Below are 24,949 nucleotides of genomic sequence, written 5' to 3' on the forward strand. Positions count from 1 at the left end.
AACACAGCATGCATGCAATCCATTCGAGCGCTCACCCGTACGACCTCGCGGATTGCGCGGTCACTGCCGGTCGTTAGCCGCGTCCTGGGTAGCCAGTACAGCCTGCCGTTAGAGGGGCGAGTTGTTTTCGTCACCGGCGCAGCCCGCGGTCTGGGCGCAGAAATCGCCCGCCAGGCGCACGCGCACGGCGCCTATGTGGCTTTGGTGGGCCGCCGTCTGGAACCGTTGCAGGAGCTTGCCGGGGCTCTCGGGGACCGCGCCGCCGCTTTCGAAGCCGACGTCACCGACGTCGACAAGTTGCAGCGGGCGGCGGAAGAGACGGTGGCCACCTTCGGCGGGATCGACGTGGTGGTGGCCAACGCTGGGATTGCGCCGCCCGACCAAACCGTTGCGGGGATCTCACCCGATGATTTCGAGCGGACCGTTGAGGTTGATTTGCTCGGTCAGTGGCGGACCGCCCGAGCGACCCTGCCGGCTCTGATCGAGCGGCAAGGGCACATCTTGTTCGTGGGTTCCATCTACGCGTTCTTCAACGGGGTGCTGGCCGCCTCCTACGCGGTGAGTAAAGCCGGCGTCGAACAGTTGGCCCGGGCGCTGCGGGTTGAGCTTGCGCCGCACGGGGTGACCGTCGGCATCGCCTACCTTGGCTTCATCGACACCGACCTCGCGGCCGACGTCTTTTCCCAACAGCACGCGGCTCAGGTGCGCCAGGCGGTCCCGAGCTTTCTCACTCGGCCGATAACGGTCGCCGACGCCGCCGAGGCGGTTCTCGACGGCGTCCAGCGTCGCGCCGCTCGGGTCACCGCGCCGGCCTGGGTGGGACCAATGCTCGCCACGCGCGGCATCACGACGCGGCTGATGGACAGCATCCTGCTGCACAACGCCGACGTCGCGGCCGCGATCACCGGCGCCGAAACCGACAGCGACGGCTCGACCTGACTACTGGAACGCGCGGTTGCCGTACCGGTCCAGCGAAACGAACTCGCCAACCGGCCGACGCGTCGTGGGACCGTACTTGCCCTTCGGCCAGCCCAGCGGGACCACCGCGACCGGCGTGACATTCCACGGCAGGCCCAACGCACGCTTGGCCGCGATCGTGTTCCATAGCGGCAGCGTGATCAGGGCTGCGCCCAGCCCCGCTGCACGCGCCGCCAGCAACAGGTTTTGCACCGCGGGATAGATGGACCCGTAAGCGCTGGTGACAGCGATATTGGGGCGAGGCGGGATGACGCCTTTGAGGCAGGCAACGACGATGACCGGGATCTCCTCGAAGTGGTCCGCCTGCCATCGCACGGCCTTCTCGATGCGCAGCATCTTCTCGTCCATGCGCTTTTCCAGGGCACGTTTATAGAACGGGCCGAAGACATTTATCGCGGCGCGATTCAAACGTGCCAGCTTGCCCACCACCGCGCGGTCCTTGACGACGATGAACTCCCAATTCTGCGCATTCGAGCCCGTCGGCGCCTTCATCGCCAGTTCGAGGAGATGCAGTACCAGCGAATCGTCGACCGGGTCGCTCTTGAGCCGGCGAATCGCGCGCTGGGTGCGCATCGCTTCTTCGAGCGGCATGTTCAGGGGTTCTGGGTTCGTCATGACCACGATTCCAACAACTCGTGACCTCGCTGGCAATGCTCGGGGAACCTATCGTGAGCTGATGCGACCGACCCGAGCGTCCCTGAAGAAGTCCGGCGGTGGGCTGTCGGTGCTGATTCTGGTCTGTCTTGCCTGTCCATCGGCGCACGCGGACGCGACGTATGGAGCCGGCACGTATGCGGTGCCCAGCCAACTTCCCTACGGCGTCTACACCGCCAGCGTCGACCGGAACGACTTTGGGCGCGCTTGCTCGTTCAGCACCTGGACCAGCGATTGGAAGTTCCTGACGGGCGACAGCGGGAGCCCCACCAAGACGCTCGTCGCAGTAATTCAGCCGCCGTTGGTCGCGAACTTCATCACCCACGGCTGCACGCCGTGGACCAAGGCGCAGTGAGTCGTCGCCCGGTTAGGCCGCTTTCACCGTCATCAAACTAGTCTTACGGCACATGTTGCGATTGCTGGCGGTTATCGCGGTAGTGCTGGTGTTGGCCGGCTGCGGTGGCGGAAACAATTCCTCTGACAAGCCTGCGGCCGGCCAAGCGGTGGTGATCGTTTCCGGTGGGGACGCAACGAGCCCCTTCACCACCCCCGACCAGGCCTGCGCCGCGGGGCTGGCCGCGGGCAACACCGACACCGCGATCCGCGAGTACCTGCTCAAGCAGGGCTACACCGTCTACACCTCCCCCGCCATGGCGGGCCGCGGCCAAGTTACCGATCAGACCGGTTTCGGTCCCTTCTCGATGTGTCCGGTCATCTTGCCCGAAACCATGACGGTCAACTCGCAGGGCAGCATCGACACCGCGGGTGAGCGTCTGGCCCGGTTCCTGACCTGGCTGCAGACCGAAAAGGGCGTGACCGAGGTGGACCTGATCGGCCATTCCATGGGTGGCTTGTATTCGCGCGCCGCCATCCGGGTCCTTACGGGCATCAAGTCGACACTCAAGATCCGCTCGCTGACCACCATCGGCACACCTTGGCAGGGCGCCTATGTGGCCGACTACGCCAACGACAAAGTGCCGCTTAGTGATTGCCTCGGCGAGCGGCTCTGCGAAGACGCCATGAAGCAATTCAAGACCGAGGTACAGCGCCTGGTATCGGGCTCCGGGCGCGAGGTCACCCAGGCCTACCTGATGGGTGACAACGGCTGGAACCAGTTTCAGGCCGGCCAACTCGACAAGATTCCGGTGGTGCTGATCGGTGGCAACAGGTTCACGAAATCCGGTCAGGTGAATCCGGCGGTGTGGCCCAATGACGGCATCGTCGCGCTTAGCAGCGCGCTGGCCACCGACATCCCCGACTCGGTGCTGCCGCACCGGCGTTGCTACACCTTCGACGACACCCACAGCATCTACGTGTCCAACCTGGCCGGGCTGGACTGGAAGACCGGGCTCACGTGGGATCCACGGGTGTTCGACGTGCTGCACAACGCGATCAAGGACGCACCTTCGGCGCTCGACACCGCCAACCGGCAGGACTGCCCCGAACCATCGCGTCGCTAGCCAGTGCGCTAGTCGGAATCGCGGCTCAGACGGTGTCTGATCCCGGCACCCGCGCCGCCGTCGAGCCGACGTGGTTCATCCGCCGGATGATCGCGTACTTGTGGACCTCCGTCGGCCCGTCATAGAGCCGGAACCCGCGGATGTCCCGGAAGATCATCTCGATCGGCGTTTCGTCGGTGACTCCGATGCCCCCCATGACCTGAATGCAACGGTCGACAACCTTGAACAGCTCCTCGGACACGAACGCCTTGCTGATCGAACTCTCGTGCCGCCCCTTGTGCCCCTGGTCCAGAACCCAGGCCGTGTGCCATATCGCCAAGCGGCACTGAGTGAGCGCAATCTCGTTGTCCGCCAGCATGAATCCAACACCCTGATGGTCGATGATCGGCGAGCCGAACGCGGTTCGGGTCTTCGCATGCTCCAGGGCGATGTGCTGAGCTCGTGAGGCGGCGCCCAGCCAGCGCATGGCGTGCGTGAGACGTGCCGGGGCCAAACGCATCTGCGCGTATCGCATCGCCTCGCCGACTTCGCCGAGCACGTTTGCCGCGGGCACCCGCAGGTTGTCGAAGACGACCACGCCGTGCCCTTCGACATAGTTGCGGTCCATCGAGTTCATCACCCGTTCGATGACGATGCCGTCATCGTCGCCCTTGGCGAGGAACAACGTTGGCCCGCTGGGGTTTCCGTCGTCGACGACGTTGGCCATGATGATCCAGGTGCCCGCACCGTTGGCTCCGGTGATGAGCCACTTTCGGCCGTTGATGACGTAGGAGTCGCCGTCGCGTCGCGCTTCGGTGAGCAGTTGCGATGGGTCTGAACCCGCGCCGCCGGGTTCGGTCATTGCGAACACCGAGCGGAAGCGCCCGTCGAGAACGGGCTTGAGGAAGACTTCGGCCTGCTCGTCGGTCGTCAGCTTGTCGAGCAGGAACATGTTGCCCTCGTCCGGCGCAGCGCAGTTCATCGCGACGGGGCCGAGGGTGGACCATCCGGCCGCCTCGTAGATCACCGACTGCTCGATGTGCGAGATGCCCTTGCCGCCGAATCGCGGGGACGCCTGCGGGGTGAGCAGCCCGTGGTTGCGGGCCAACTCGACGAGCTCCTGCCGCAACTCGTCGTTGGGACCGTGCTGGGTGAGTCGCGGATCGCGCTCGTAGGGAATGATTTCGTCGATGACGAACTTGCGGACTCGTTCGCCGAGTGCCGTCAGTTCCTGGGGTACGGAGAAGTCGATCACGGAGCCGTCCTGTTCGTGTAAGTGATCAAATGTGTTCTGTTGAAAGAGAATCTGCCGTCACAGCCAAGACCGAATTCGCGATGCGGTTGAACTCGGCGTACTTCGGGCCGACGAGCGCCCCGCGCTGATGCAGCACGAACATCTGCTGCCAAGCGATCGCGAGCCGCAATCGGCCCAACGCCAGGTAAAACCCCACCGGCACGGCTTCGCGTCCAGCCGCGGCGAAGTACTTGGCCGCGAGCGCCTTTCGGTCCGGGAAGCCTGGCTGCAGTGATGGCGCCAATCCAAGTTCGCGAATGACTTCGGCGTCGTCGGGCTGCGCCCAGTATGACAGGGTGACGCCGAGATCGAAGAGCGGATCGCCCAGCGTCGACATGTCCCAATCGATCACGGCGGCGGCCGCGCCCGTTTCGTCGAAGATCACATTGTCGAACTTGAAATCATTGTGCAGCACAGTTGGTTTCACGCACGGCTCGGGTGCGGCGGTCTCCAGCCAGGACACGATGTGCTCGACCGTCGTCGGCGGCGATCCGTCGAACGCATTGTCGGCCCGCCGCTTCCAACCGCCGATCTGCCGTGCGATGAAGCCGTCCGGGCGCCCGAGCTCGCGGAGCTCCGGATGCGCGTCGAGGTCGATCGAGTGCAGGTCCGCGAGTGCGGTCACGAATTCGTCGGCAAGCCGGGCGGCGGGGACATGGGCGAGTTCCCCGGGAATCGTGTCGGATACGACCGTTCCCGGCCGATATTCGATCAGCTGGAATGGGCCGCCGAGTACCGAGGTGTCCTCGCAGAAGGCGACCGCCCGCGGGGCGCGGCGGTAATGCGCGTGCAGGCGACTCAGCACCCGGAATTCGCGCGCCATGTCACTGGCGCCCTCGGCCAGCGGTCCGCTCGGTGGGCGGCGCAGTACCACGGGTTGGCCATCGACCCAGATCAGGTAGTTCAGGTTGGCCAGGCCGTTCGCGAACTGGCGGGGTTCCGTCGCATCGAGCGTCATCCCGCGACCGCGCAGCCAGGCGCCCAGCGCCTCCCAGTTCTGCGGTACGACGTCGGCGCGGAAGCTGTGTTCCGCCACGGCGGCGTCAGAGTCACCACGATCGTGGCGCTTTGTCATCAAGGCTCCTCCGGCCGACGTCGATGTCGTGTGTATCCCCCGAGGCTTCCGTCGCCAGATCGCCCTCATACGTCGGGATGTCGTGGATCAGCCCATCACGGTACCCACGGTCCAGATGGAGGCGTCGAGGTCACCCTCGTCGAGCGACCGCCGCGCGCGGAAGAAATGGTGGGCGCGGACGGTATCGAACCGCCGACCGCTGGTGTGTAAAACCAGAGCTCTACCACTGAGCTACGCGCCCTATGCCCCGGCGCAGCAGGCTACACGCCGAAGGGCCAAGCACCCAAAACGGTCAGGACTTCAACGCTGCCAGAGCGTCGGTCCAGGCCCGTTGATCGCGGGACTCACCGGGCTGCTTCATCTCCGCAAACCGGATGATCCCCGACCGGTCGACCACAAAGGTACCTCGGTTGGAAACGCCGGCCACGTCGTTGAAGACGCCGTAGGCCTGGCTCACCGCACCGTGCGGCCAGAAGTCGGACAATACCGGGAACAGAAACCCGTTCTGGGTGGACCAGACCTTGTGCGTCGGCGGCGGGCCCACCGAAATCGCCAGCACGGCGCTGTCGTCGTTTTCGAACTCCGGCAGGTGGTCGCGCACCTGGTCCAACTCGCCCTGACAGATCCCCGTGAACGCCAGCGGAAAGAACACCAGCAGCACGTTCTTCTTGTCCTTGTACGAACTCAGCGTGACGCGCTGTTGATTCTGGTCGCGCAACGTGAAGTCGGGGGCGGGGACTCCGAGTTCCAGCATCAGCGCCGCCCGGCCCGGGTCTTCGGCTGCACCAGCCGGCTTGCGCTCCAGTTGCCCAAGTTGACCGACGACGTCGGCACCAGACCCGCGGTGGGTGCGGCCTCGGCGATCTCGGCGGGCAGCACATGCCCCGGCCGACCCGTCTTCGGCGTCAGCACCCAGATCACGCCGTCATCGGCGAGCGGGCTGATCGCGTCCATCAGGGTGTCCACCAAGTCTCCGTCACCGTCGCGCCACCACAGCAGGACGACATCGACAACCTCGTCGGTGTCCTCGTCGAGCAAGTCGGCACCACAGGCCTCCTCGACCGCTGCGCGGATATCGTCGTCAGTGTCTTCGTCCCAGCCCCACTCCTGGACAACTTGGTCTCGTTGGATGCCCAGCTTGCGAGCGTAGCTCGGGGCGTGATCCGCCGCGACCACCGTGGAACCTCCCTTACCCAACGGATGCGATGGCAATTATCGTCGCACAACCAGCACCCTGCCGGAATCTCCGTCTTAGTAGTACGTCTTGCAGATTTTGATCGCCTTTGACCTGGCGTCGTTGAGTTGATTGACCCGCCGGTTGAACTCCCCCGTCGGCTGGTGGGTCGCGATGGCGTTCGCGACGGCCCGCGAAGCGTCACTGTACGCGTTGAGCGCATCGCGCAATTCGGGGCTTATCGCTTCGGTAATGCTGTTCGTCACGGCCGTGGCGCTGTTGTTCGACGCTTCGATGGCCGGCCCCTCAGTGGGGCCGGTGTTCCGGTTTGCGTTGAACGCCTCGACGAAGGCGTTGACCTTGTCGATGGCCTCGTTGCTGGTGGTGGCGAGCGTGTCACAGGAATTGTGGATCGCCTTGGTTGTCAGAGACACCTGCCGTTGCGACTCCCGGACGCTGGACGTCGCAATCGACGCCGACACCGACGCCGACACCGACGAGCGATAGGCGGGCGCCACTGCGGTATCCGGCGTGGCCGAACCTTCGGTGACCTTGGTACACCCCACGATCCCCAGCAACACAGCCGCTACAGAGCCGAGCGCCAGGGCACCTCGCCGACGGTCACGGAAGGGAGAAAACCCCCCGTGCGTGCGAGGGACGGCACGCCATCCGATGAGCACGGCTAGAAACGTTACCGGTTCCCGTCAGCAACTCAATCCCCACGCACATCAGAAGCAACCGAGAGCCGTGGCTATCCGCATCGGACACGAGTGCGGCACGATAGGGGGTGGATCACTCGAGTTGCCCCTAAACAGCATCCCCCGCCGACTGAGGAGCGGAAGTTGACCACCGAGTTCGCTCGCCAAGATCTGGCCAAGAGTTCAAGCAGCACAAGCGAACCCGACCGGGTCCGTGTCATTCGTGAAGGAGTTGCCTCCTATCTGCCCGACATCGACCCCGAGGAGACGTCGGAGTGGCTGGAGTCGTTCGACGACTTGTTGGCCCGTTCCGGGCCCGCACGGGCCCGCTACCTCATGCTGCGACTCCTCGAGCGAGCCGGCGAGCAGCGGGTCTCCATTCCCGCTCTGACGTCGACGGACTACGTCAACACCATCCCGACCGAACTGGAGCCATGGTTCCCCGGTGACGAGGATGTGGAACGTCGCTACCGGACCTGGATCCGGTGGAACGCCGCGATCATGGTGCACCGCGCACAACGCCCAGGTGTGGGCGTCGGCGGCCACATCTCGACCTACGCGTCGTCGGCGGCGCTCTACGAGGTCGGCTTCAACCACTTCTTCCGGGGTAAGTCGCATCCCGGTGGCGGCGACCAGGTGTTCATCCAGGGCCATGCATCACCGGGCATCTACGCCCGCGCGTTCCTCGAGGGGCGCCTGACCGCGGAACGGCTGGACGGCTTCCGTCAGGAGCACAGCCACTCCGGTGGCGGGTTGCCCTCCTACCCGCACCCCAGGCTCATGCCCGACTTCTGGGAGTTCCCCACCGTCTCGATGGGTCTGGGCCCGCTCAACGCCATCTATCAGGCCCGGTTCAACCACTATCTGCACGACCGGGGCATCAAGGACACCTCCGATCAGCACGTGTGGTGCTTCCTCGGTGACGGCGAGATGGACGAGCCGGAAAGCCGCGGCCTGGCCCACATCGGCGCGTTGGAGGGTCTGGACAACCTGACCTTCGTCATCAACTGCAACCTGCAGCGCCTCGACGGCCCGGTGCGCGGCAACGGCAAGATCATCCAGGAGCTGGAGTCGTTCTTCCGCGGCGCGGGCTGGAACGTCATCAAGGTGGTGTGGGGCCGCGAATGGGACGCGCTGCTGCACGCCGATCGCGACGGCGCGCTGGTGAACCTGATGAACACCACTCCCGACGGCGACTACCAGACCTACAAGGCCAACGACGGCGCCTACGTGCGCGACCATTTCTTCGGACGCGACCCGCGGACCAAGGCACTGGTCAAGGACATGACCGACTCCGAGATCTGGAATCTCAAGCGCGGCGGGCACGACTATCGCAAGGTCTATGCGGCTTACCACGCCGCCCTCGCCCACAAGGGACAGCCGACGGTGATCCTGGCCAAGACCATCAAGGGCTACTCCCTGGGCGCGCACTTCCAGGGCCGCAACGCCACTCACCAAATGAAAAAGCTTGCGCTGGAAGACCTTAAGCATTTCCGGGACGCGATGCGGATTCCGATCAGCGACGAGCAGTTGGAGGAAGACCCCTACCTGCCGCCGTACTACCACCCCGGTCCCGAGGCCCCCGAAATCCGATACATGCTCGACCGGCGGCGCGCGCTGGGCGGCTTCGTCCCGGAACGCCGAACGAAGACCAAGGCGCTGACACTACCGGGCCGCGACGCCTACAAGGCGCTGAAGAAGGGGTCGGGCAACCAAGCGGTGGCCACCACCATGGCGTTGGTGCGCACCTTCAAAGAACTGTTGCGCGACAAGGAAATCGGCAAGCGAATCGTCCCGATCATTCCGGACGAGGCGCGCACCTTCGGCATGGACTCCTGGTTCCCCTCGCTCAAGATTTACAACCGCAACGGGCAGCTGTACACCGCTGTGGACGCCGAGCTGATGCTGGCCTACAAGGAAAGCGAAATCGGTCAGATCCTGCACGAGGGCATCAACGAAGCCGGCTCGGTGGGCTCCTTCATCGCCGCCGGCACGTCGTATGCGACGCACAACGAGCCGATGATCCCGATCTACATCTTCTACTCGATGTTCGGCTTCCAACGCACCGGCGACGGCTTCTGGGCCGCGGCCGACCAGATGGCGCGCGGCTTCGTGCTGGGCGCCACCGCGGGCCGCACCACGTTGACGGGTGAGGGCCTGCAGCACGCCGACGGCCACTCGCTGCTGCTGGCGGCCACCAACCCGGCGGTGGTGTCCTACGACCCCGCGTACGCCTACGAGATCGCCTACATCATCGAAAGCGGGCTGGCCAGGATGTTCGGCGAGGACCCGGAGAACGTGTACTTCTACCTGACCATCTACAACGAGCCCTACCCGCAGCCGCCGGAACCGGAGAACTTCGACCCCGAAGGCGTGCTGCGGGGCATGTACCGCTACCGGGCGGCGCCGGAGAAGCGTTCCAAGACCGCACAGCTGCTGGCATCGGGGGTGTCGATGCCGTCGGCGCTCAAGGCCGCCGACATGCTGGCCGAGGACTGGGATGTGGCCGCCGACGTGTGGTCGGTGACCAGTTGGAGCGAACTCAACCGCGACGGGGTGGCGGTGGAGCGCGAACGGCTGCGCCACCCCGACCGACCGGCCGGTGAGGCGTATGTGACCAAGGTGCTCGCCGACACCACCGGCCCGGTCGTCGCCGTGTCGGACTGGATGCGGGCGGTCCCCGAGCAGATCCGGCCCTGGGTACCCGGCACTTACGTCACGCTGGGCACCGACGGGTTCGGCTTCTCCGACACCCGTCCCGCGGCTCGTCGCTACTTCAACACTGACGCCGAATCGCAGGTGGTCGCGGTGCTCGCGGCGCTGGCTCGCGACGGCGAAATCGACCAGTCGGCGGCCGTCGAGGCCGCTCAGCGGTACAAGATCGACGACGTGCAGGCCACCTCGGGGCAGTCCGAAGACGCCGGCACCGCGACATAACCAGCGTTTCGCGGCCGCACCCGCCGCCCGTCGCCGCCCCCGCCCGCCGCCGAGCGTCACGCCAGCGCAACGCTCACCGCTCAACGCCACGCCAACGTGACGCTCGGCGAACCGGCACGCGCGCCCAACCGCCATGCGCCCGGCCGCCCGAGCAACCACTCCGCATCCCCCCACCGAGTTAGCGGAAACTGCCATAAAAAAGGCGTAGGTTTTAGGAGTGAGCGACAATAACTTCGGCCAACCCGCGCGGCCTGGGTCTCTCAAATCCCCCCTCGAACTGGTGGACGCGGTACCCGAGTCGCTGCTGCGCAGATTGAAGAACTACTCCGGTCGACTGGCCACCGAAGCGGTCTCGGCCATGCAGGAACGGTTGCCGTTCTTCGCCGAATTGGAGGCCTCGCAACGCGCCAGCGTCGCCCTGGTCGTGCAGACGGCCGTCGTCAACTTCGTCGAGTGGATGAACGACCCGCACAGCAACGTCAGCTACACCGCGCAGGCATTCGAATTGGTACCCCAGGACCTGACCCGACGCATCGCCCTGCGCAACACCGTGGAGATGGTGCGGGTCACGATGGAATTCTTCGAAGAAGTGGTGCCGCTGCTGGCCCGCTCCGAAGAGCAGTTGACCGCGCTGACCGTCGGCATCCTGAAGTACAGCCGCGACCTGGCGTTCACCGCCGCCACCGCCTACGCCGACGCCGCCGAAGCGCGAGGTACCTGGGACAGCCGGATGGAAGCGAGCGTCGTCGACGCGGTGGTCCGCGGTGACACCGGACCCGAACTGCTTTCCCGCGCAGCCGCATTGAACTGGGACACGACCGCTCCGGCGACGGTCGTCGTCGGCATCCCGGCACCCGGGCGCGACGGGTCAGACCCGCAGAGCGGCAGCGGACGGGCCAGCCAGACGGTGCGCGATATCGCCCTACGCCACGGCCGACAGGCGCTGACCGACGTCCACGGCACGTGGCTGGTGGCCATCGTGTCCGGCCCGGTGTCGCTGACCGACAAATTCACCAAGGAACTGCTGGACGCCTTTGCCGACGGCCCGGTGGTGATCGGGCCGACCGCGCCCATGCTGACGGCCGCGTATCACAGCGCCAGCGAAGCGATCTCGGGGATGAACGCCGTTGCTGGCTGGCGCGGCGCACCGCGTCCCGTACTGGCCCGTGAACTACTGCCGGAACGCGCCCTGATGGGCGACGCATCGGCGATCGTCGCACTCCACACCGACGTCATGCGGCCGCTGGCCGACGCCGGACCAACGCTCATCGAAACCCTCGACGTTTATCTGGATTGTGGCGGAGCTATTGAGGCTTGTGCCAGGAAGTTGTTCGTTCATCCAAACACCGTCCGCTACCGACTCAAACGGATCACCGACTTCACCGGCCGCGATCCCACCCAACCGCGCGACGCGTATGTCCTGCGTGTGGCGTCGACCGTCGGTCAGCTCAACTACCCAACGCAAAACGCTAACGTCAATAACAATCAGGTCTCAGCCGCTCCGCCGCCGGTCAGAGGGGGTACGGTGAGCCCGTCTGGGCGATAGTGATTTATGCCTCACATCGCGGCCGGATCTCAAACATGTAGCTTACGAGGCTATTTTGTAGGGTATCTACAAAAACCTAAGACGAGGTTCATAATCTGATACACCCCGCAAAACCCTCTTCACAGTGTTCTCTTAGACACGTGATTGCGTTGCTTGCGCCCGGACAGGGCTCCCAGAGCGAAGGAATGCTGTCGCCGTGGCTGGAACTGCCCGGCGCGGCGGACCAGATTGCTGCATGGTCGAACGCCAGCGGTCTTGACTTGGCGCGACTGGGCACCACCGCGTCGATCGAGGAAATCACCGACACCGCGATCGCCCAGCCCCTGATCGTTGCCGCCACGCTGCTGGCTCATCGGGAAATGACAAACCGTGGGCTGCTCAGCGGACGGGACTTCGTCGTCGCTGGTCACTCGGTCGGCGAGATCGCTGCCTATGCGATCGCCGGTGTGATGCCCGCCGACGACGCCGTCGCGCTGGCCGCCACCCGCGGCGCGGAGATGGCCAAGGCCTGCGCCAGTGAGCCGACCGGGATGTCCGCGGTGCTCGGCGGCGACGAGACCGAGGTGCTGACCCGCCTCGAGCAGCTCGACCTGGTCCCCGCCAACCGCAACGCCGCCGGCCAGATCGTCGCCGCCGGTCGGTTGACCGCGCTGGAGAAGCTGGCCGAAGACCCGCCGGCCAAGGCCCGGGTGCGTACGCTGGGTGTTGCCGGCGCTTTCCACACCGAGTTCATGGCTTCGGCTCTGGACGGGTACTCCGCCGCAGCGCAGCGGATCACGGTCTCCGAGCCCACTGCGATGCTGCTGTCCAACCGCGACGGCAAGCCGGTGACTTCGGCGGCCGCGGCAATGGAGACGCTGGTCGCGCAACTCACCCAGCCGGTGCGCTGGGACCTGTGCACCGCCACCTTGCGTGAGCAGGGTGTCGAGGCGATCGTGGAGTTCCCCCCAGCGGGCACGCTCACCGGTATCGCCAAACGAGAACTTCGGGGGGTTCCGACGCGCGCCGTCAAGTCGCCCGCAGATCTGGACGAGTTGGCGAACCTCTAACTGCCGCTCGACCTAACCAACAAGTACGTCATTTCGATTTACACACAACACATTACGAAGGGAAGCAAGTCGTGGCCGTATCTCAGGAAGAAATCATCGCCGGTATTGCCGAAATCATCGAAGAGGTCACCGGTATCGAGCCCTCCGAGGTCACCCCGGAGAAGTCGTTCGTCGACGACCTGGACATCGACTCGTTGTCGATGGTTGAGATCGCTGTGCAGACCGAGGACAAGTACGGCGTGAAGATCCCGGACGAGGACCTCGCCGGTCTGCGCACCGTCGGTGACGTCGTCGCCTACATCCAGAAGCTCGAGGAAGAGAACCCCGAGGCCGCCGAGGCGCTGCGGGCCAAGCTCGAGACCGAGAACCCCGAGGCTGTCGCCAACGTCAAGGCGAGGCTGGAAGCAGAAAGCAAGTGACCAAGCCTTCCACTGCTAATGGCGGTTACCCCAACGTTGTGGTAACCGCCGTCACAGCGACGACATCGCTCGCGCCTGACGTCGAAAGCACGTGGAAGGCTCTACTAGCTGGCGAAAGCGGCATTCGCGTCCTTGAAGACGACTTCGTCACTAAGTGGGACCTTCCCGTCAGGATTGGTGGCCACCTCAAGGAGTCGGTCGACATCCACATGGGCAGGCTCGACATGCGCCGCATGTCGTACGTCCAGCGCATGGCCAAGTTCCTGAGCCAGAACCTTTGGGAATCCGCTGGCACTCCGGAGGTTGACCCCGATCGGTTCAGCGTCGTGGTCGGTACCGGCCTGGGTGGTGCCGAACGGATCGTTGAGAGCTACGACCTTATGAATGAGGGCGGGCCCCGCAAGGTGTCCCCGCTCGCCGTTCAGATGATCATGCCTAACGGTGCTGCGGCGGTGGTTGGCTTGCAGCTCGGGGCCCGTGCCGGTGTCATCACTCCGGTGTCGGCCTGCTCGTCGGGCTCGGAGGCCATCGCTCACGCGTGGCGTCAGATCGTCATGGGCGACGCTGACGTCGCCGTGTGTGGCGGTGTCGAGGGCCCCATCGAAGCGTTGCCCATCGCGGCGTTCTCGATGATGCGGGCCATGTCGACGCGCAACGACGAACCCGAGCGTGCGTCGCGACCCTTCGACAAGGACCGTGACGGATTCGTGTTCGGCGAGGCCGGGGCGCTCATGCTCATCGAGACCGAGGAGCACGCCAAGGCCCGCGGCGCCAAGCCACTGGCACGCCTGATGGGTGCTGGCATAACCTCGGACGCTTTCCACATGGTGGCGCCCGCGGCGGACGGCGTTCGCGCCGGCCGCGCAATGACGCGCTCGCTGGAGTTGGCCGGTTTGTCGCCCAAGGACGTCGACCTGATCAACGCCCACGGAACCGCAACGCCGATCGGGGACGCCGCGGAGGCGAACGCGATCCGGGCCGCCGGTTGCCAGCATGCCGCTGTGTACGCACCGAAGTCGTCGCTGGGTCACTCCATCGGCGCCGTCGGCGCACTTGAGTCAGTACTCACGGTATTGAGCCTTCGGGACGGCGTCATACCGCCCACGTTGAACTATGAGACTCCTGACCCCGAGATCGACCTCGATGTCGTCGCCGGCGAACCCCGCCACGGCGACTACCGATACGCGATCAACAACTCGTTCGGGTTCGGCGGTCACAATGTTTCGCTCGCGTTTGGGCGTTACTAAGTACGAGAGGAAACTTCGGTAAACCCATGACCGAACTGGTTACCGGGAAAGCGTTGCCCAACGTGGTCGTCACTGGCGTTGCCATGACGACCGCGTTGGCTACCGACGTCGAAAACACCTGGAAGTTGTTGCTGGATGGCCAAAGTGGCATCCGCACACTCGACGATCCCTTCGTTGAGGAGTTCAACCTGCCCGTGCGCATCGGCGGGCACCTGTTGGAAGAGTTCGACAGCCAACTCACGCGGGTTGAACTTCGCCGCATGTCCTACCTGCAGAGAATGTCGACCGTCATGGGCCGACGGGTGTGGGAGAACACCGGGTCGCCGGAGGTCGACACCAACCGCTTGGCGGTGTCGATCGGCACCGGGCTGGGCTCGGCAGAAGAGCTTGTCTTCGGGTACGACGAAATGCGGATGCGTGGCTTCCGGGCGGTTTCGCCGCTGGCCGTGCAGAAGTACATGCCCAACGGCGCCGCCGCTGCCGTCGGGTTGGAGCGCCACGCCAAGGCCGGGGTGATGACGCCGGTGTCGGCGTGTGCGTCCGGGTCGGAGGGTATCGCCCGCGCGTGGCAGCAGATCGTGCTCGGCGAGGCCGACATAGCGATCTGCGGTGGCGTGGAAACCCGCATTGAAGCGGTGCCGATCGCCGGCTTCGCCAACATGCGCATCGTCATGTCCACCAACAACGACGACCCGCCGGGTGCCTGTCGCCCGTTCGACCGGGACCGTGACGGCTTCGTGTTCGGCGAAGCTGCCGCGTTGTTGGTGATCGAGACCGAGGAGCACGCCAAGGCACGCGGCGCCAACATCCTGGCGCGCATCATGGGCGCCAGCATCACGTCGGACGGTTTCCACATGGTGGCGCCCGACCCCAATGGTGAGCGTGCGGGGCATGCAATGACGCGTGCGATTCAGCTCGCTGGGCTCACTCCGCAAGACATCGACCACGTCAACGCCCACGCCACCGGCACTCAGGTTGGTGACGTGGCCGAAGGCCGAGCCATCAACAACGCCTTGAAGGGCCACAAGCCTGCGGTGTATGCACCTAAGTCAGCGCTCGGCCACTCGGTGGGTGCGGTCGGAGCGGTGGAGTCCATCCTGACGGTGCTGGCGCTGCGGGATCAGGTGGTTCCGCCAACGCTGAACTTGGTCAACCTCGACCCAGAGATCGATCTGGACGTGGTGGCCGGAAAGCCGCGGCCTGGCACCTACAACTACGCGATCAACAACTCGTTCGGGTTCGGCGGACACAACGTCGCCATCGCGTTTGGGCGCTACTAGGAAAACGCAAGAGAAACCCAAGGATCGTCGAGGATCGTCGGATCAACCCAGAGCAACACGGAACTACAGGAGACCTGCGATGACAATCATGGCCCCCGAGGCGGTTAACGAGTCGCTCGACCCCCGCGATCCACTGCTGCGTCTCAGCAATTTCCTCGACGACGGCAGCGTCGAGTTGCTCCACGAGCGTGACCGTTCCGGTGTCCTGGCCGCGGCCGGCACCGTGAACGGTGTACGCACCATCGCGTTCTGCACCGACGGAACCGTGATGGGCGGTGCCATGGGCACCGAGGGCTGCCAGCACATCGTCAACGCTTACGACACCGCCATCGAAGAGCAGTGCCCCATCGTGGGCATCTGGCACTCCGGCGGTGCCCGACTGGCCGAGGGTGTGCGGGCGCTGCATGCGGTCGGCACGGTGTTCGAGGCCATGATTCGCGCCTCGGGCTACATTCCGCAGATCTCGGTGGTCGTCGGCTTCGCGGCCGGCGGCGCCGCCTACGGGCCCGCGCTGACCGATGTCGTCGTGATGGCGCCGGAAAGCCGGGTCTTCGTCACCGGCCCCGACGTGGTCCGCAGTGTCACCGGCGAGGACGTCGACATGGCGTCTCTCGGTGGTCCGGAAACCCACCACAAGAAGTCCGGGGTGTGCCACATCGTCGCCGACGACGAACTCGACGCCTACGAGCGTGGTCGCCGGCTGGTCGGATTGTTCTGCCAGCAAGGACATTTCGACCGCACCAAGGCCGAAGCCGGTGACACCGACATCCACGCGCTGCTTCCCGAGTCACCTCGGCGCGCCTACGACGTGCATCCGATCGTGTCCGCGATCCTCGACTCGGACACGCCGTTCGACGAGTTCCAGGCCAACTGGGCGCCGTCGATGGTGGTCGGCCTGGGCCGGTTGTCGGGTCGCACCGTCGGCGTGCTGGCCAACAACCCGCTGCGACTGGGCGGCTGCTTGAACTCCGAAAGCGCTGAGAAGGCAGCACGTTTCGTGCGCCTGTGCGACGCCTTCGGCATCCCGTTGGTGGTTGTTGTCGACGTTCCCGGGTATCTGCCGGGTGTTGACCAGGAGTGGGGTGGCGTGGTGCGCCGCGGCGCCAAACTGCTGCATGCGTTCGGCGAATGCACCGTTCCGCGGGTCACCCTGGTCACCCGAAAGACCTACGGCGGGGCCTACATTGCGATGAACTCCCGGTCGCTCAACGCGACCAAGGTGTTCGCGTGGCCGGACGCCGAGGTCGCGGTGATGGGCGCCAAGGCGGCCGTCGGCATCCTGCACAAGAAGAAGCTGGCCGCCGCGCCGGAGCACGAGCGCGAGGCGCTGCACGACCAGCTGGCCGCCGAGCACGAGCGGATCGCCGGTGGTGTGGACAGCGCCATCGAGATCGGTGTGGTCGACGAGAAGATCGACCCCGCCCACACGCGCAGCAAGCTGACCGAGGCGCTCGCGCAAGCCCCCGCCCGCCGCGGCCGCCACAAGAACATTCCGCTGTAAAAAGGGGATATTTTTCCCGCGAGGGGGTCACCCCTCCCCCGCGAGCAGACGCAAACTTGTATGTTTCGGGCCCGAAACATACAAGTTTGCGTCTGCTCACCACTTGTCCCCAGGGGTGACTCGCCACTCCGGCGCACATTGTCGATGCTCTGGCGGTGCATCCCGACGCGATAAGGCTCTTAGCGGAATCCGGTGGCTTCGCCACGACCCCGCAACTCCTGTCGGTCATGACCCGCGTGCAGCTCGACGTCCAAGTGAAAAAAGGTGGGCTAGTTCGCGTATGGCGCGGCATCTACGCGGCTCAGCAACCGGATCTTTCGAGACGCTTGGCCGCACTCGACATTCTGATCGGGCAGCCTGCCGTCGCATGCCTGGGCACCGCCGCCGCGTTGTACGGGTTTGACACGGAGAACACCACCGCGGTTCACGTTCTCGACCCTGGCGTGCGGATGCGACCCACAGTTGGGTTGATGGTTCACCAACGCGTGGGCGCCCGGCTGCAGAGGGTATCGGGACGTCTCGCGACCGCACCGGCCTGGACAGCAGTGGAGGTCGCAAGACAACTGAGTCGTCCGCGCGCCCTCGCAACACTGGACGCTGCACTGCATTCAATGCAGTGCACTCGCAACGAGATTGAGGTGGCCGTCGACGAGCAGCGGGGCCGGCGCGGGATTGTTGCAGTCCGGGAACTCTTACCCTTGGCCGACGGGCGGGCGGAGTCACCCATGGAGAGCGAAGCCCGCCTCGTGATGATCGACTACGGCCTGCCGCGTCCCGAACTCCAATACCCGATCTACGGCGTAAACGGGGAGGTGTGGCGCGTCGACTTCGCGTGGCCCGAAGCCCGCGTAGCCGCTGAGTACGAAAGCTTTGAATGGCATTCCGGGCCAACCGACATGGTCCGAGACAAGAAACGCTGGGGCGGCATTCAAGAGGTGGGGTGGACGATCATCCCGATTGTGGCCAAGGATGTTAGGCGCCAACCCGCAAGGCTCGCGGAGAGAATACTCAGCCACCTAAACCGCGCACGCCAAGCCAGTTAACTCCCGCCCTCCCGCATCCCCCGCCCTTTCCCGTCATCCCCCGCGAGCAGACGCAAACTTGTACGTCTGGAGCCCGAAACGTACAAGTTTGCGTCTGCTCGCCGAAGCTAGCCGCTGTCAAAGGCCAGTGCTCGGGCCTCCTCCTCGGTCTCGACCGCAGGACCCGACCCGGGTAGCGGCTTGCCGGCGACCTCCGGGGTGAACAACAGCGTGACCACGCCTACCACCCCGGCGAACATCAGCATGTAGGCCGGCACCATCTCGTTGCCGGTCGCCGAGATCAACGCTTGGGCGATCAACGGGGTGACACCCCCGACGGTGGATATCGACAAGTTGTACGAAATGGCCAACGCGCCGTAGCGAACCCTGGTGGGGAACAGCGCCGGCAACGCCGAGGGCGTCGTGCTGTCGAAACACAACTCCATCAGTCCGATCAGCAACACGCCGATGAAGATCACCGGATAGCCACCGCCGAAGCGCATCAGCAAAAACGCCGGGATCGACGCCACGATCAGCAGACCGCAGCCGGTGCGCATGATCGGTTTGACGCCGATCCGGTCCGACAGCTTCGCAACGAACACAATCGTCGCCATCAACACGGCCAAGGTGGCCACGATCATCACCAGTGCGGGCGTTTCGGCCACGTGCACAATAGTTTTCAAGTAGGTCGGCAGGTAGCCGGTGACCATGAAATCGGCGACCTGAGACGTGAGCACCAAAGCGGCGCAGATCAGCATCGGCCGCCACTGCTCGACGACTGTGTGCCGGAATCGTTCCCGGCCGCCTTCCTCGGCCTCGGCATCCTGATGCGCCTGCGTGAACGCCGGCGACTCGCCCAGCCGCAGCCGCATGTACAGCGCGATCAAACCCAGCGGCGCCGCCAGCAGCAACGGAACTCGCCAGCCCCAGGCCAGCCAGGCATCGTTCGGTAGCCACGCCTCGAGCCCGGTCACCAGGAATCCGGCGGCCACAAAACCGATCAGGTTGCCCAACGGCAGAAACCCGACCAGCATGCCGCGCTTGCGGTCCGGTGCCTGCTCAACCAGGTAGGTCATCGCACCGACGAATTCGCCCCCGGTCGACAGGCCCTGGAAGACGCGGGCGACGACGAGCAGGATCGGCGCCCAGATGCCGATCGCGCTGTAGCCGGGAAGTAGGCCGCTCATGGTCGTACCGAACGTCATCATCAGGATCGTCATCACCAGCACCCGCTTGCGACCGATGCGGTCACCCAGCGGGCCAAAGATCATGCCGCCCAGCGGACGCACCACGAAGGCCGCCGCCAGGGTGCCGAAGGTGGCGATGAGGTGGACCGCGCTGACGCTGTTGCCGGGATAAAACACCTGCGCAATCGTGGTGGCGATGTAGCCGTAGACCCCGAAGTCAAACCACTCCATGACGTTTCCGATCGCGGTACCCGTGATCGCTCGCGACATTGCACTTCGATCGGTCACCGTGATCTCGTCGCGCGCCCACTTCTGCTGAGAGCGCGAATTCGTCACACCGCGACGATAGCCGTCGGCCTAGCCAACTCCCACCACGGTCACCGCGCGGCCCGATCCGATGCACATATCGTGTGGTCAGGCGGAGCGGTCTGGTGAGGTGAGGTGTTGTCGGGCCCACTGCTCGGCGGTGGTGGTGGGGATGTTGTGTCTGGCGTTGAAGGACTGCTCCTTGGGCCAGGCGACTCCTACACCTTCGCCGAAGACGGCCCGGTATTTCTTCATGGTGTCGGTGGGGTCGGCGGCGAGTTCGTCGTGGAGTTGCTCGACGGAGAGTTCGACCCGGGAGACCTGCGTGTGCAGGGTGCGGTCCACGATGTCGGCGAGCTCGCGGTAGGTGATGGTGTCGCCGGCAATGTAGACGACGTCGTCGACGATGGGCGGTGGTGTGTAGAGCACGGCGGTGGTCAACTTCGCGATGTCTTCGGCGGTGGTGAGGGTGAGTTCGGTGTCCCAGCTGCCAAGTGCCCGCACGGTGCGGGTGGCGGTGTCAACGACACCGAAATCGGGTTCGAACGCGAAGCTGGTGAACATGCCGGCGGAGACGATGATCCAGTGGGTTTGGTGTTGGGCGCGCAGCAGCTCACGGACGTCGAGCTGTTCGTCGAAGAGGTCTTGCGGGCTGCCGCGTCCGATGAGGTCGTAGTCGGCGCCGAATTGCCATGGCAGGTAACGCTTCACACCGGAAGCCAGCACGGCGGAGGTCAGCTTGCGCTGGGTGCCGGCTCCCGCCGCGAAGCCCAGGCAACTGATCACGGTGTCGTAGTCGTCAAAGATCTCGGCCAGTTCCGAAGGTGACGCTGACGCGATGTCGGCGTGGACGACGGCCACTGGCGCGGAGGTGAGCCCCTCGAGTCGCTGCGGCCGCCCATCGGTGGGTGGTCGCAGCAGAACCGTCACCGTGTCGTCGAGGTGCTGAGCGCCAATGTGGCCGGTGAGGGCCGTGATCATGGCTTGGCCGAGTTCGCCGGCGCCGATCACCAGGAATCGGGTGGGGGTCGCGGTGGTCATTGCGGCTCTCCTTGTTTCGAGACCGGGGCCAGCATGATGGTGACGCGGATGAGCACCGTGGCATCGGTAACTGCAAGTCCGCTGCCACGAGTGCATATCCTAGCCTCGAGGGCTACTACCCTGCCCCTGGCAAGTGCGGAATGATAGTGCTGCGCATCCCAATTCGCTGAATTGGGCCTTCCGACGAGCGCCCGACCATACCGCCCAGCGGTATTTTCGAGACCGCAGTACTAACTGGCATCGCGGCCGGAGCGCCGGGGACGACTCCCGGCCCTACTGCCCCGGCTTCAGATGCCGGCACCGCCAGCGCGCCGGCCCAACTGGGCGGCACCGACAACGTCCCGAGTGAGCTCGCCTGGCCCAGACCCGCGGACACCCCACCTATCGATCCGAGGCCGCCTAGGGCTTCTAATCCCGCCGATTCGCTCAATTCCCCGAAACCGGTGACGTCGAGGCCTACACCGACCACGTCCAGACCAACACCCCCACCGTCCAAAGCGACGAGACCGACCGCGTCCATGCCGAGTCCCGCGCTGTCCTCGACCAAACTCAGTTGGCTACCGCTCAGCCCGGTCAGGCCGGTCACGGCCCCCTCGAGTGCGCCGGCGCCCTTGCCCAAGCTCTTGAACACACCGTTGCCGGCAGGCAAGCCGCTGAGGCCGGAAAGAGCCGTGGCTGGACCCGACGCGGCAGACGCCCCTGGGGTGCCCAGCGTCTGAAGAGCCTGGGGCACAGAGGACATCGCACGTGAGACGGTACCGCTTTGCGCGCCTAGCCCGCCTGGATTGGTCGTGTGCGGTGGCGGCGTGAAGGCGGTCAAGGATGCGGCTGCCGCCGAACTGGCCGCGTAGTCGTACATCGCTGTCGCATCTTGAGCCCACATTTCGGCGTACTCCGCCTCGGTAGCCATGATGGCCGGTGTGTTCTGCCCCAATATGTTGGTGGCGATCAACGCCGCCAACTGGACGCGGTTCGCCACGACCATCGGTGGCGGCACCGTCATCGCGAACGCGGCCTCATACGCAGCCGCAGCGGCGGCGGCCTGGCTGGCCGCCTGCTGACACTGCGAGGCGGTGGTCCGCAGCCACGCCAGATACGGCGTGACCGCACCGACCATCGCCATTAGCGAAGGGCCCATCCAAGACTGAGTCAGTTCCTCGATTGCCGACTGATAACCACCGGCGGTGACGTGTAAGTCCGCGGCAAGGGCATCCCAGGCCGCTGCGGCGGTCAACATTGACCCGACCCCGGCACCGGTATACATCCGACTGGAATTGACCTCTGGTGGCAACGCCCCAAAATCCATTGCATTTCTCTTATCTGGTCAAGATTGGCGTCCTAAGACGCACGGCAGCCGCGAACAAGAAGAAGCGCAGAGCCGCGCCAAAGCGACTACCAAACGACTACAAGGAAGGGTTCACGGCCGCACGGGCCGCGTGAGATGCAAACTGCCGCGAATGATCAGCAGCGTGCCACACAGAATAGGGTCAAAAGATCTTGTCTGCCAGGTAAATTCGCTGGCGCACGGGAGCGGACGTCGGGTTGACGCTGAGTTTCCCCCACCCACCCGGCCGACGGCTGCGACCAGGACCAACGAGATTCGTTCACCGACAAGATCCGGCCCCGATCGCGCCTAAAACCAGTGCTCTTGGTGGCGGTGTCATCCGTCGACGACGACCCGATGCGGTGCCGGCCCGCCGCGGCGGTAAAGCCGTTGGCCTGCACCGCAGGGGTGTCCAGCGTGTTCAGCGACGTCGCCGCCGTGATTGGCGATGTCTCGGTTGCGATGCCGAGCGGCAACGCCCAGAACCCTACGGCAGCGGCGCAAAGGAACAGTGCGGCGATTATCGCGATAGCCGTCTGGCGGGGTGACCATCGCGAATTAACAGCTGCACTGCGAAAACTCAAAGTACTTCAACTGTAGCAGTGGGGATCACCGAAACGATGTGGCGCCGTTCACGTTCAGCGCGCAACCCTCATGCCACAGACGAGCTGACGAATTCCTCGGCCACAGCTACCACCCGCTCACGGTCACGCGGAACCAGGCCGATGCGCGTCCGGCGATCAAGAATGTCATCGACACTCAACGCGCCCTCATGAGTCACCGCGTACTCGAACTCGGCCCGCGTCACGTCAATACCCTCTGCAACCGGATCCTTGGGCCGCTCACATGTGGCGGCCTTGACGACGTGTGCCGCCTCGGCCCCAAATCGCGCCACCAAAGAATCCGGCAGTCGCCCGACGGGCCCGGCGGCCTGTCCCGGATTGGCCTGGGCGCCGATCAACGGCAGCCGACGAGTACGACATTCACCGGCCTGCAGCTGCCGCAGGACGATGGCCCGGTCGAGCACATCCTCTGCCATGTAACGGTATTCGGTCAGCTTGCCTCCGACGACGCTGATCACGCCCGACGGCGACTCGAAGACGGCGTGGTCGCGCGAGACATCCGCGGTACGGCCCCCGCCGGTGTCGATCAGCGGTCGCAACCCGGCGTACGAGCCGATCACATCCGAGGGCGTGACCGCCGTCCCCAAAGCGGTGTTCACCGTGTCCAGTAGGAACGAGATCTCCTCCGGAGAGGGCTCTGGCACATCCGGAATCGGGCCCGGCGCGTCCTCGTCGGTCAGCCCCAGATAGATTCGGCCCAACTGCTCGGGCATGGCGAACACGAACCGGTTCAGTTCACCGGGAATCGGAATGGTCAGTGCCGCAGTCGGATTGCCAAACGCGGCCGCATCGAAGACGAGATGCGTTCCGCGGCTTGGCCGTAACTTCAACGAGTTGTCGATGTCACCGGCCCATACCCCGGCCGCGTTGATCACGGCGCGCGCCGACACATCGAACGACTGTCCGGTGCGCTGGTCGGTCAGCCGCACCGATGTTCCGGTGGCCTCGGACGCGGCCACATAAGTCAGAATCCGCGCGCCGTGCTGGGCGGCGGTGCGCGCCACCGCCGTAACCAGTCGGGCGTCGTCGATCAATTGCCCGTCATAGTTGAGGAAACCGCCGGACAGCCCCTCTTGCTGAACGGTCGGTGCCAGCTCCACGACGCGGCGCGCCGAAATCCAGCGTGAGCGCGGCAGTATCGAGGACGGCGTTCCCGCGAGCACCCGCAAGCCGTCGCCGGCCAAGAACCCACCGCGCACCAGCGCACGCTTCAGGTGGTTCATCGACGGCAGCAACGGCACCAGCTGCGGCATGGCATGCACCAGATGAGGGGCGTTGTAGCGCATCAGGATTCCGCGTTCGATGGCACTGCGTCGGGCAATCCCGATATTGCCGCTGGCCAGATAGCGCAGCCCGCCGTGCACCAACTTCGAACTCCACCGGCTGGTACCGAAGGCCAGATCGTGTTTTTCCACCAAGGCCGTTCGCAGTCCGCGCGAAGCCGCATCCAGGGCGATGCCCACCCCGGTGATGCCACCCCCGATGACGACGACATCCAGCGGCTCGCCGTCGGCGAGTGCGGCGAGGTCCGCGGTGCGGCGTGCGGCATTGAGGGCGCTCGAGTTCTCCATCAGGCCAGGTATCCGTTCAGTGCGTAGGTGAGTTGGGCGGCAAGCGCTTCGTCGTCGAGGACCGGCTTGACGATGTCGGCGGATTGGATGGTGGACTGCGCGATCAGCAGGATCATCGTCGCGAGTTGACGGGGGTCGCCGGGGCGCACGCTGCCGTCGCGTTGCGCCATTTCCAGACGGGCCGCCAGTCCCTCGATCAGGAACAGCTGGCTGGCGCCCAAGCGCTCGGTGATGTAGACGCGGGCCAGTTCGGAATGCATCACCGACATGATCAGTTCGTCGCGGCGTAACCGGTCAGCCACCGCGACCACCTGCTTCACCAAGGACTCGCGGTCGTTGCCGTCGAACGGCACCTCTCGCATGGCGTCGGTGACGTGGTTGGTCAGCAGCGTCGACATGATCGAGTTCGTATCCGGCCAACGCCGGTAGACGGTCGGGCGGCTCACGCCGGCGCGCCGGGCGATCTCGGCCAGCGTCACCCGATCGGCGCCGTAATTCATCACGCAGCTCGCCGCGGCCGCCAGTATGCGATCCCCGATGTCCAAATTGGGATCGTTACCGATTGACAGCATGTGTAATACTGT

The 24,949-nt window shown here is 65.1% G+C and carries 23 protein-coding genes and 1 tRNA gene; 12 read left to right on the forward strand and 12 right to left on the reverse strand.

Features of this window, described 5'->3' with window-relative positions; genetic code table 11:
• The first annotated feature begins 12 nt into the window (after window positions 1–12).
• Window positions 13–939, forward strand: coding sequence for a short-chain dehydrogenase/reductase (locus G6N68_RS16360; RefSeq protein ID WP_163714249.1), 927 nt, complete (start codon window positions 13–15; stop codon window positions 937–939).
• On the opposite strand, the gene G6N68_RS16365 is transcribed toward G6N68_RS16360, so the two are convergent.
• On the reverse strand, window positions 940–1,593 hold the full coding sequence (locus tag G6N68_RS16365; protein ID WP_240355503.1) for a nitroreductase family protein: 654 nt from the start codon (window positions 1,591–1,593) through the stop codon (window positions 940–942). It abuts the gene before it with no gap.
• Between the two features lie 61 nt (window positions 1,594–1,654).
• On the opposite strand from G6N68_RS16365, the gene G6N68_RS16370 reads away from it, so the two are divergent.
• Together G6N68_RS16370 and G6N68_RS16375 are read left to right on the forward strand one after the other, a co-directional pair.
• On the forward strand, window positions 1,655–1,987 hold the full coding sequence (locus tag G6N68_RS16370; RefSeq protein WP_163714253.1) for a hypothetical protein: 333 nt from the start codon (window positions 1,655–1,657) through the stop codon (window positions 1,985–1,987).
• Between the two features lie 52 nt (window positions 1,988–2,039).
• Complete coding sequence (locus tag G6N68_RS16375) at window positions 2,040–3,092, forward strand: PGAP1-like alpha/beta domain-containing protein (protein WP_205351351.1); 1,053 nt, start codon at window positions 2,040–2,042, stop codon at window positions 3,090–3,092.
• Window positions 3,093–3,117: 25 nt separating this feature from the next.
• Here G6N68_RS16375 and G6N68_RS16380 read toward each other — a convergent pair whose 3' ends face one another.
• The 6 genes from G6N68_RS16380 to G6N68_RS16405 all read right to left on the reverse strand — a co-directional run bounded on the left by G6N68_RS16380 (window position 3,118) and on the right by G6N68_RS16405 (window position 7,294).
• Window positions 3,118–4,326 carry an acyl-CoA dehydrogenase family protein gene (locus G6N68_RS16380; protein WP_163714256.1) on the reverse strand — a complete coding sequence of 403 codons (1,209 nt, stop codon included), beginning with the start codon at window positions 4,324–4,326 and terminating at the stop codon, window positions 3,118–3,120.
• 25 nt (window positions 4,327–4,351) lie between these two features.
• Window positions 4,352–5,440: a phosphotransferase family protein gene (locus G6N68_RS16385; RefSeq protein ID WP_163714259.1), complete on the reverse strand. Its 1,089-nt coding sequence runs from the start codon at window positions 5,438–5,440 to the stop codon at window positions 4,352–4,354.
• A 166-nt stretch (window positions 5,441–5,606) separates the two neighbouring features.
• A tRNA-Val gene (locus G6N68_RS16390) sits at window positions 5,607–5,681 on the reverse strand.
• Between the two features lie 51 nt (window positions 5,682–5,732).
• Entirely contained in the window at window positions 5,733–6,194 is a 462-nt protein-coding gene (locus tag G6N68_RS16395) for a peroxiredoxin (RefSeq protein ID WP_163714262.1), read from the reverse strand.
• On the reverse strand, window positions 6,194–6,616 hold the full coding sequence (locus G6N68_RS16400) for a DUF3052 domain-containing protein (RefSeq protein ID WP_069421208.1): 423 nt from the start codon (window positions 6,614–6,616) through the stop codon (window positions 6,194–6,196). The genes G6N68_RS16395 and G6N68_RS16400 overlap by 1 nt, the downstream gene beginning before the upstream one ends.
• Window positions 6,617–6,691: 75 nt before the next feature.
• Entirely contained in the window at window positions 6,692–7,294 is a 603-nt protein-coding gene (locus tag G6N68_RS16405; protein WP_163714265.1) for an Rv2240c family protein, read from the reverse strand.
• Between the two features lie 162 nt (window positions 7,295–7,456).
• Between G6N68_RS16405 and aceE the strand changes: the two genes are divergently transcribed.
• From aceE to G6N68_RS16445, 8 genes are all read left to right on the forward strand, one after another.
• The gene (aceE, locus tag G6N68_RS16410) at window positions 7,457–10,249 is read left to right on the forward strand and encodes a pyruvate dehydrogenase (acetyl-transferring), homodimeric type (RefSeq protein WP_163714268.1); all 2,793 of its coding nucleotides are present in this window, start codon (window positions 7,457–7,459) and stop codon (window positions 10,247–10,249) included.
• 217 nt (window positions 10,250–10,466) lie between these two features.
• Entirely contained in the window at window positions 10,467–11,795 is a 1,329-nt protein-coding gene (locus G6N68_RS16415) for a PucR family transcriptional regulator (protein WP_163714271.1), read from the forward strand.
• Between the two features lie 140 nt (window positions 11,796–11,935).
• A complete protein-coding gene (locus G6N68_RS16420; protein ID WP_163714276.1) occupies window positions 11,936–12,844 on the forward strand; it encodes an ACP S-malonyltransferase in 909 nt (302 codons plus the stop codon).
• A gap of 71 nt (window positions 12,845–12,915) precedes the next feature.
• Window positions 12,916–13,263, forward strand: coding sequence for a meromycolate extension acyl carrier protein AcpM (acpM, locus tag G6N68_RS16425; protein ID WP_069421213.1), 348 nt, complete (start codon window positions 12,916–12,918; stop codon window positions 13,261–13,263).
• Window positions 13,260–14,510, forward strand: a complete 1,251-nt coding sequence (kasA, locus tag G6N68_RS16430) for a 3-oxoacyl-ACP synthase KasA (protein ID WP_163714279.1) — start codon at window positions 13,260–13,262, stop codon at window positions 14,508–14,510. Before acpM ends, kasA begins: the two co-directional genes overlap by 4 nt.
• 26 nt (window positions 14,511–14,536) lie before the next feature.
• Window positions 14,537–15,790 carry a 3-oxoacyl-ACP synthase KasB gene (gene kasB / locus G6N68_RS16435; protein ID WP_163714282.1) on the forward strand — a complete coding sequence of 418 codons (1,254 nt, stop codon included), beginning with the start codon at window positions 14,537–14,539 and terminating at the stop codon, window positions 15,788–15,790.
• Between the two features lie 79 nt (window positions 15,791–15,869).
• Complete coding sequence (locus G6N68_RS16440; protein ID WP_163714285.1) at window positions 15,870–17,291, forward strand: acyl-CoA carboxylase subunit beta; 1,422 nt, start codon at window positions 15,870–15,872, stop codon at window positions 17,289–17,291.
• A 155-nt stretch (window positions 17,292–17,446) separates the two neighbouring features.
• Window positions 17,447–18,334 (forward strand): type IV toxin-antitoxin system AbiEi family antitoxin, encoded by an 888-nt coding sequence (locus G6N68_RS16445; RefSeq protein ID WP_205351352.1) that lies wholly within the window; start codon window positions 17,447–17,449, stop codon window positions 18,332–18,334.
• 107 nt (window positions 18,335–18,441) lie between these two features.
• Here the strand turns inward: G6N68_RS16445 and G6N68_RS16450 are convergent, their stop codons facing one another.
• The 3 genes from G6N68_RS16450 to G6N68_RS16460 all read right to left on the reverse strand — a co-directional run bounded on the left by G6N68_RS16450 (window position 18,442) and on the right by G6N68_RS16460 (window position 22,153).
• Entirely contained in the window at window positions 18,442–19,770 is a 1,329-nt protein-coding gene (locus tag G6N68_RS16450; protein ID WP_163718707.1) for an MFS transporter, read from the reverse strand.
• Window positions 19,771–19,914: 144 nt separating this feature from the next.
• The gene (locus G6N68_RS16455) at window positions 19,915–20,847 is read right to left on the reverse strand and encodes an aromatic alcohol reductase (protein WP_163714287.1); all 933 of its coding nucleotides are present in this window, start codon (window positions 20,845–20,847) and stop codon (window positions 19,915–19,917) included.
• A gap of 115 nt (window positions 20,848–20,962) precedes the next feature.
• Window positions 20,963–22,153 (reverse strand): PPE family protein, encoded by a 1,191-nt coding sequence (locus G6N68_RS16460; RefSeq protein ID WP_163714291.1) that lies wholly within the window; start codon window positions 22,151–22,153, stop codon window positions 20,963–20,965.
• 435 nt (window positions 22,154–22,588) lie between these two features.
• On the opposite strand from G6N68_RS16460, the gene G6N68_RS16465 reads away from it, so the two are divergent.
• Window positions 22,589–22,771, forward strand: coding sequence for a hypothetical protein (locus G6N68_RS16465; RefSeq protein WP_163714294.1), 183 nt, complete (start codon window positions 22,589–22,591; stop codon window positions 22,769–22,771).
• Between the two features lie 52 nt (window positions 22,772–22,823).
• Here G6N68_RS16465 and G6N68_RS16470 read toward each other — a convergent pair whose 3' ends face one another.
• Both G6N68_RS16470 and G6N68_RS16475 read right to left on the reverse strand, forming a co-directional pair.
• Window positions 22,824–24,365: a glycerol-3-phosphate dehydrogenase/oxidase gene (locus G6N68_RS16470; RefSeq protein ID WP_163714297.1), complete on the reverse strand. Its 1,542-nt coding sequence runs from the start codon at window positions 24,363–24,365 to the stop codon at window positions 22,824–22,826.
• Window positions 24,365–24,937 carry a TetR/AcrR family transcriptional regulator gene (locus G6N68_RS16475; protein WP_163714300.1) on the reverse strand — a complete coding sequence of 191 codons (573 nt, stop codon included), beginning with the start codon at window positions 24,935–24,937 and terminating at the stop codon, window positions 24,365–24,367. The genes G6N68_RS16470 and G6N68_RS16475 overlap by 1 nt, the downstream gene beginning before the upstream one ends.
• Between the last annotated feature and the right edge of the window lie 12 nt (window positions 24,938–24,949).

It is taken from the genome of Mycobacterium bourgelatii (genome assembly GCF_010723575.1).
GTDB classification, from domain to species: domain Bacteria; phylum Actinomycetota; class Actinomycetes; order Mycobacteriales; family Mycobacteriaceae; genus Mycobacterium; species Mycobacterium bourgelatii.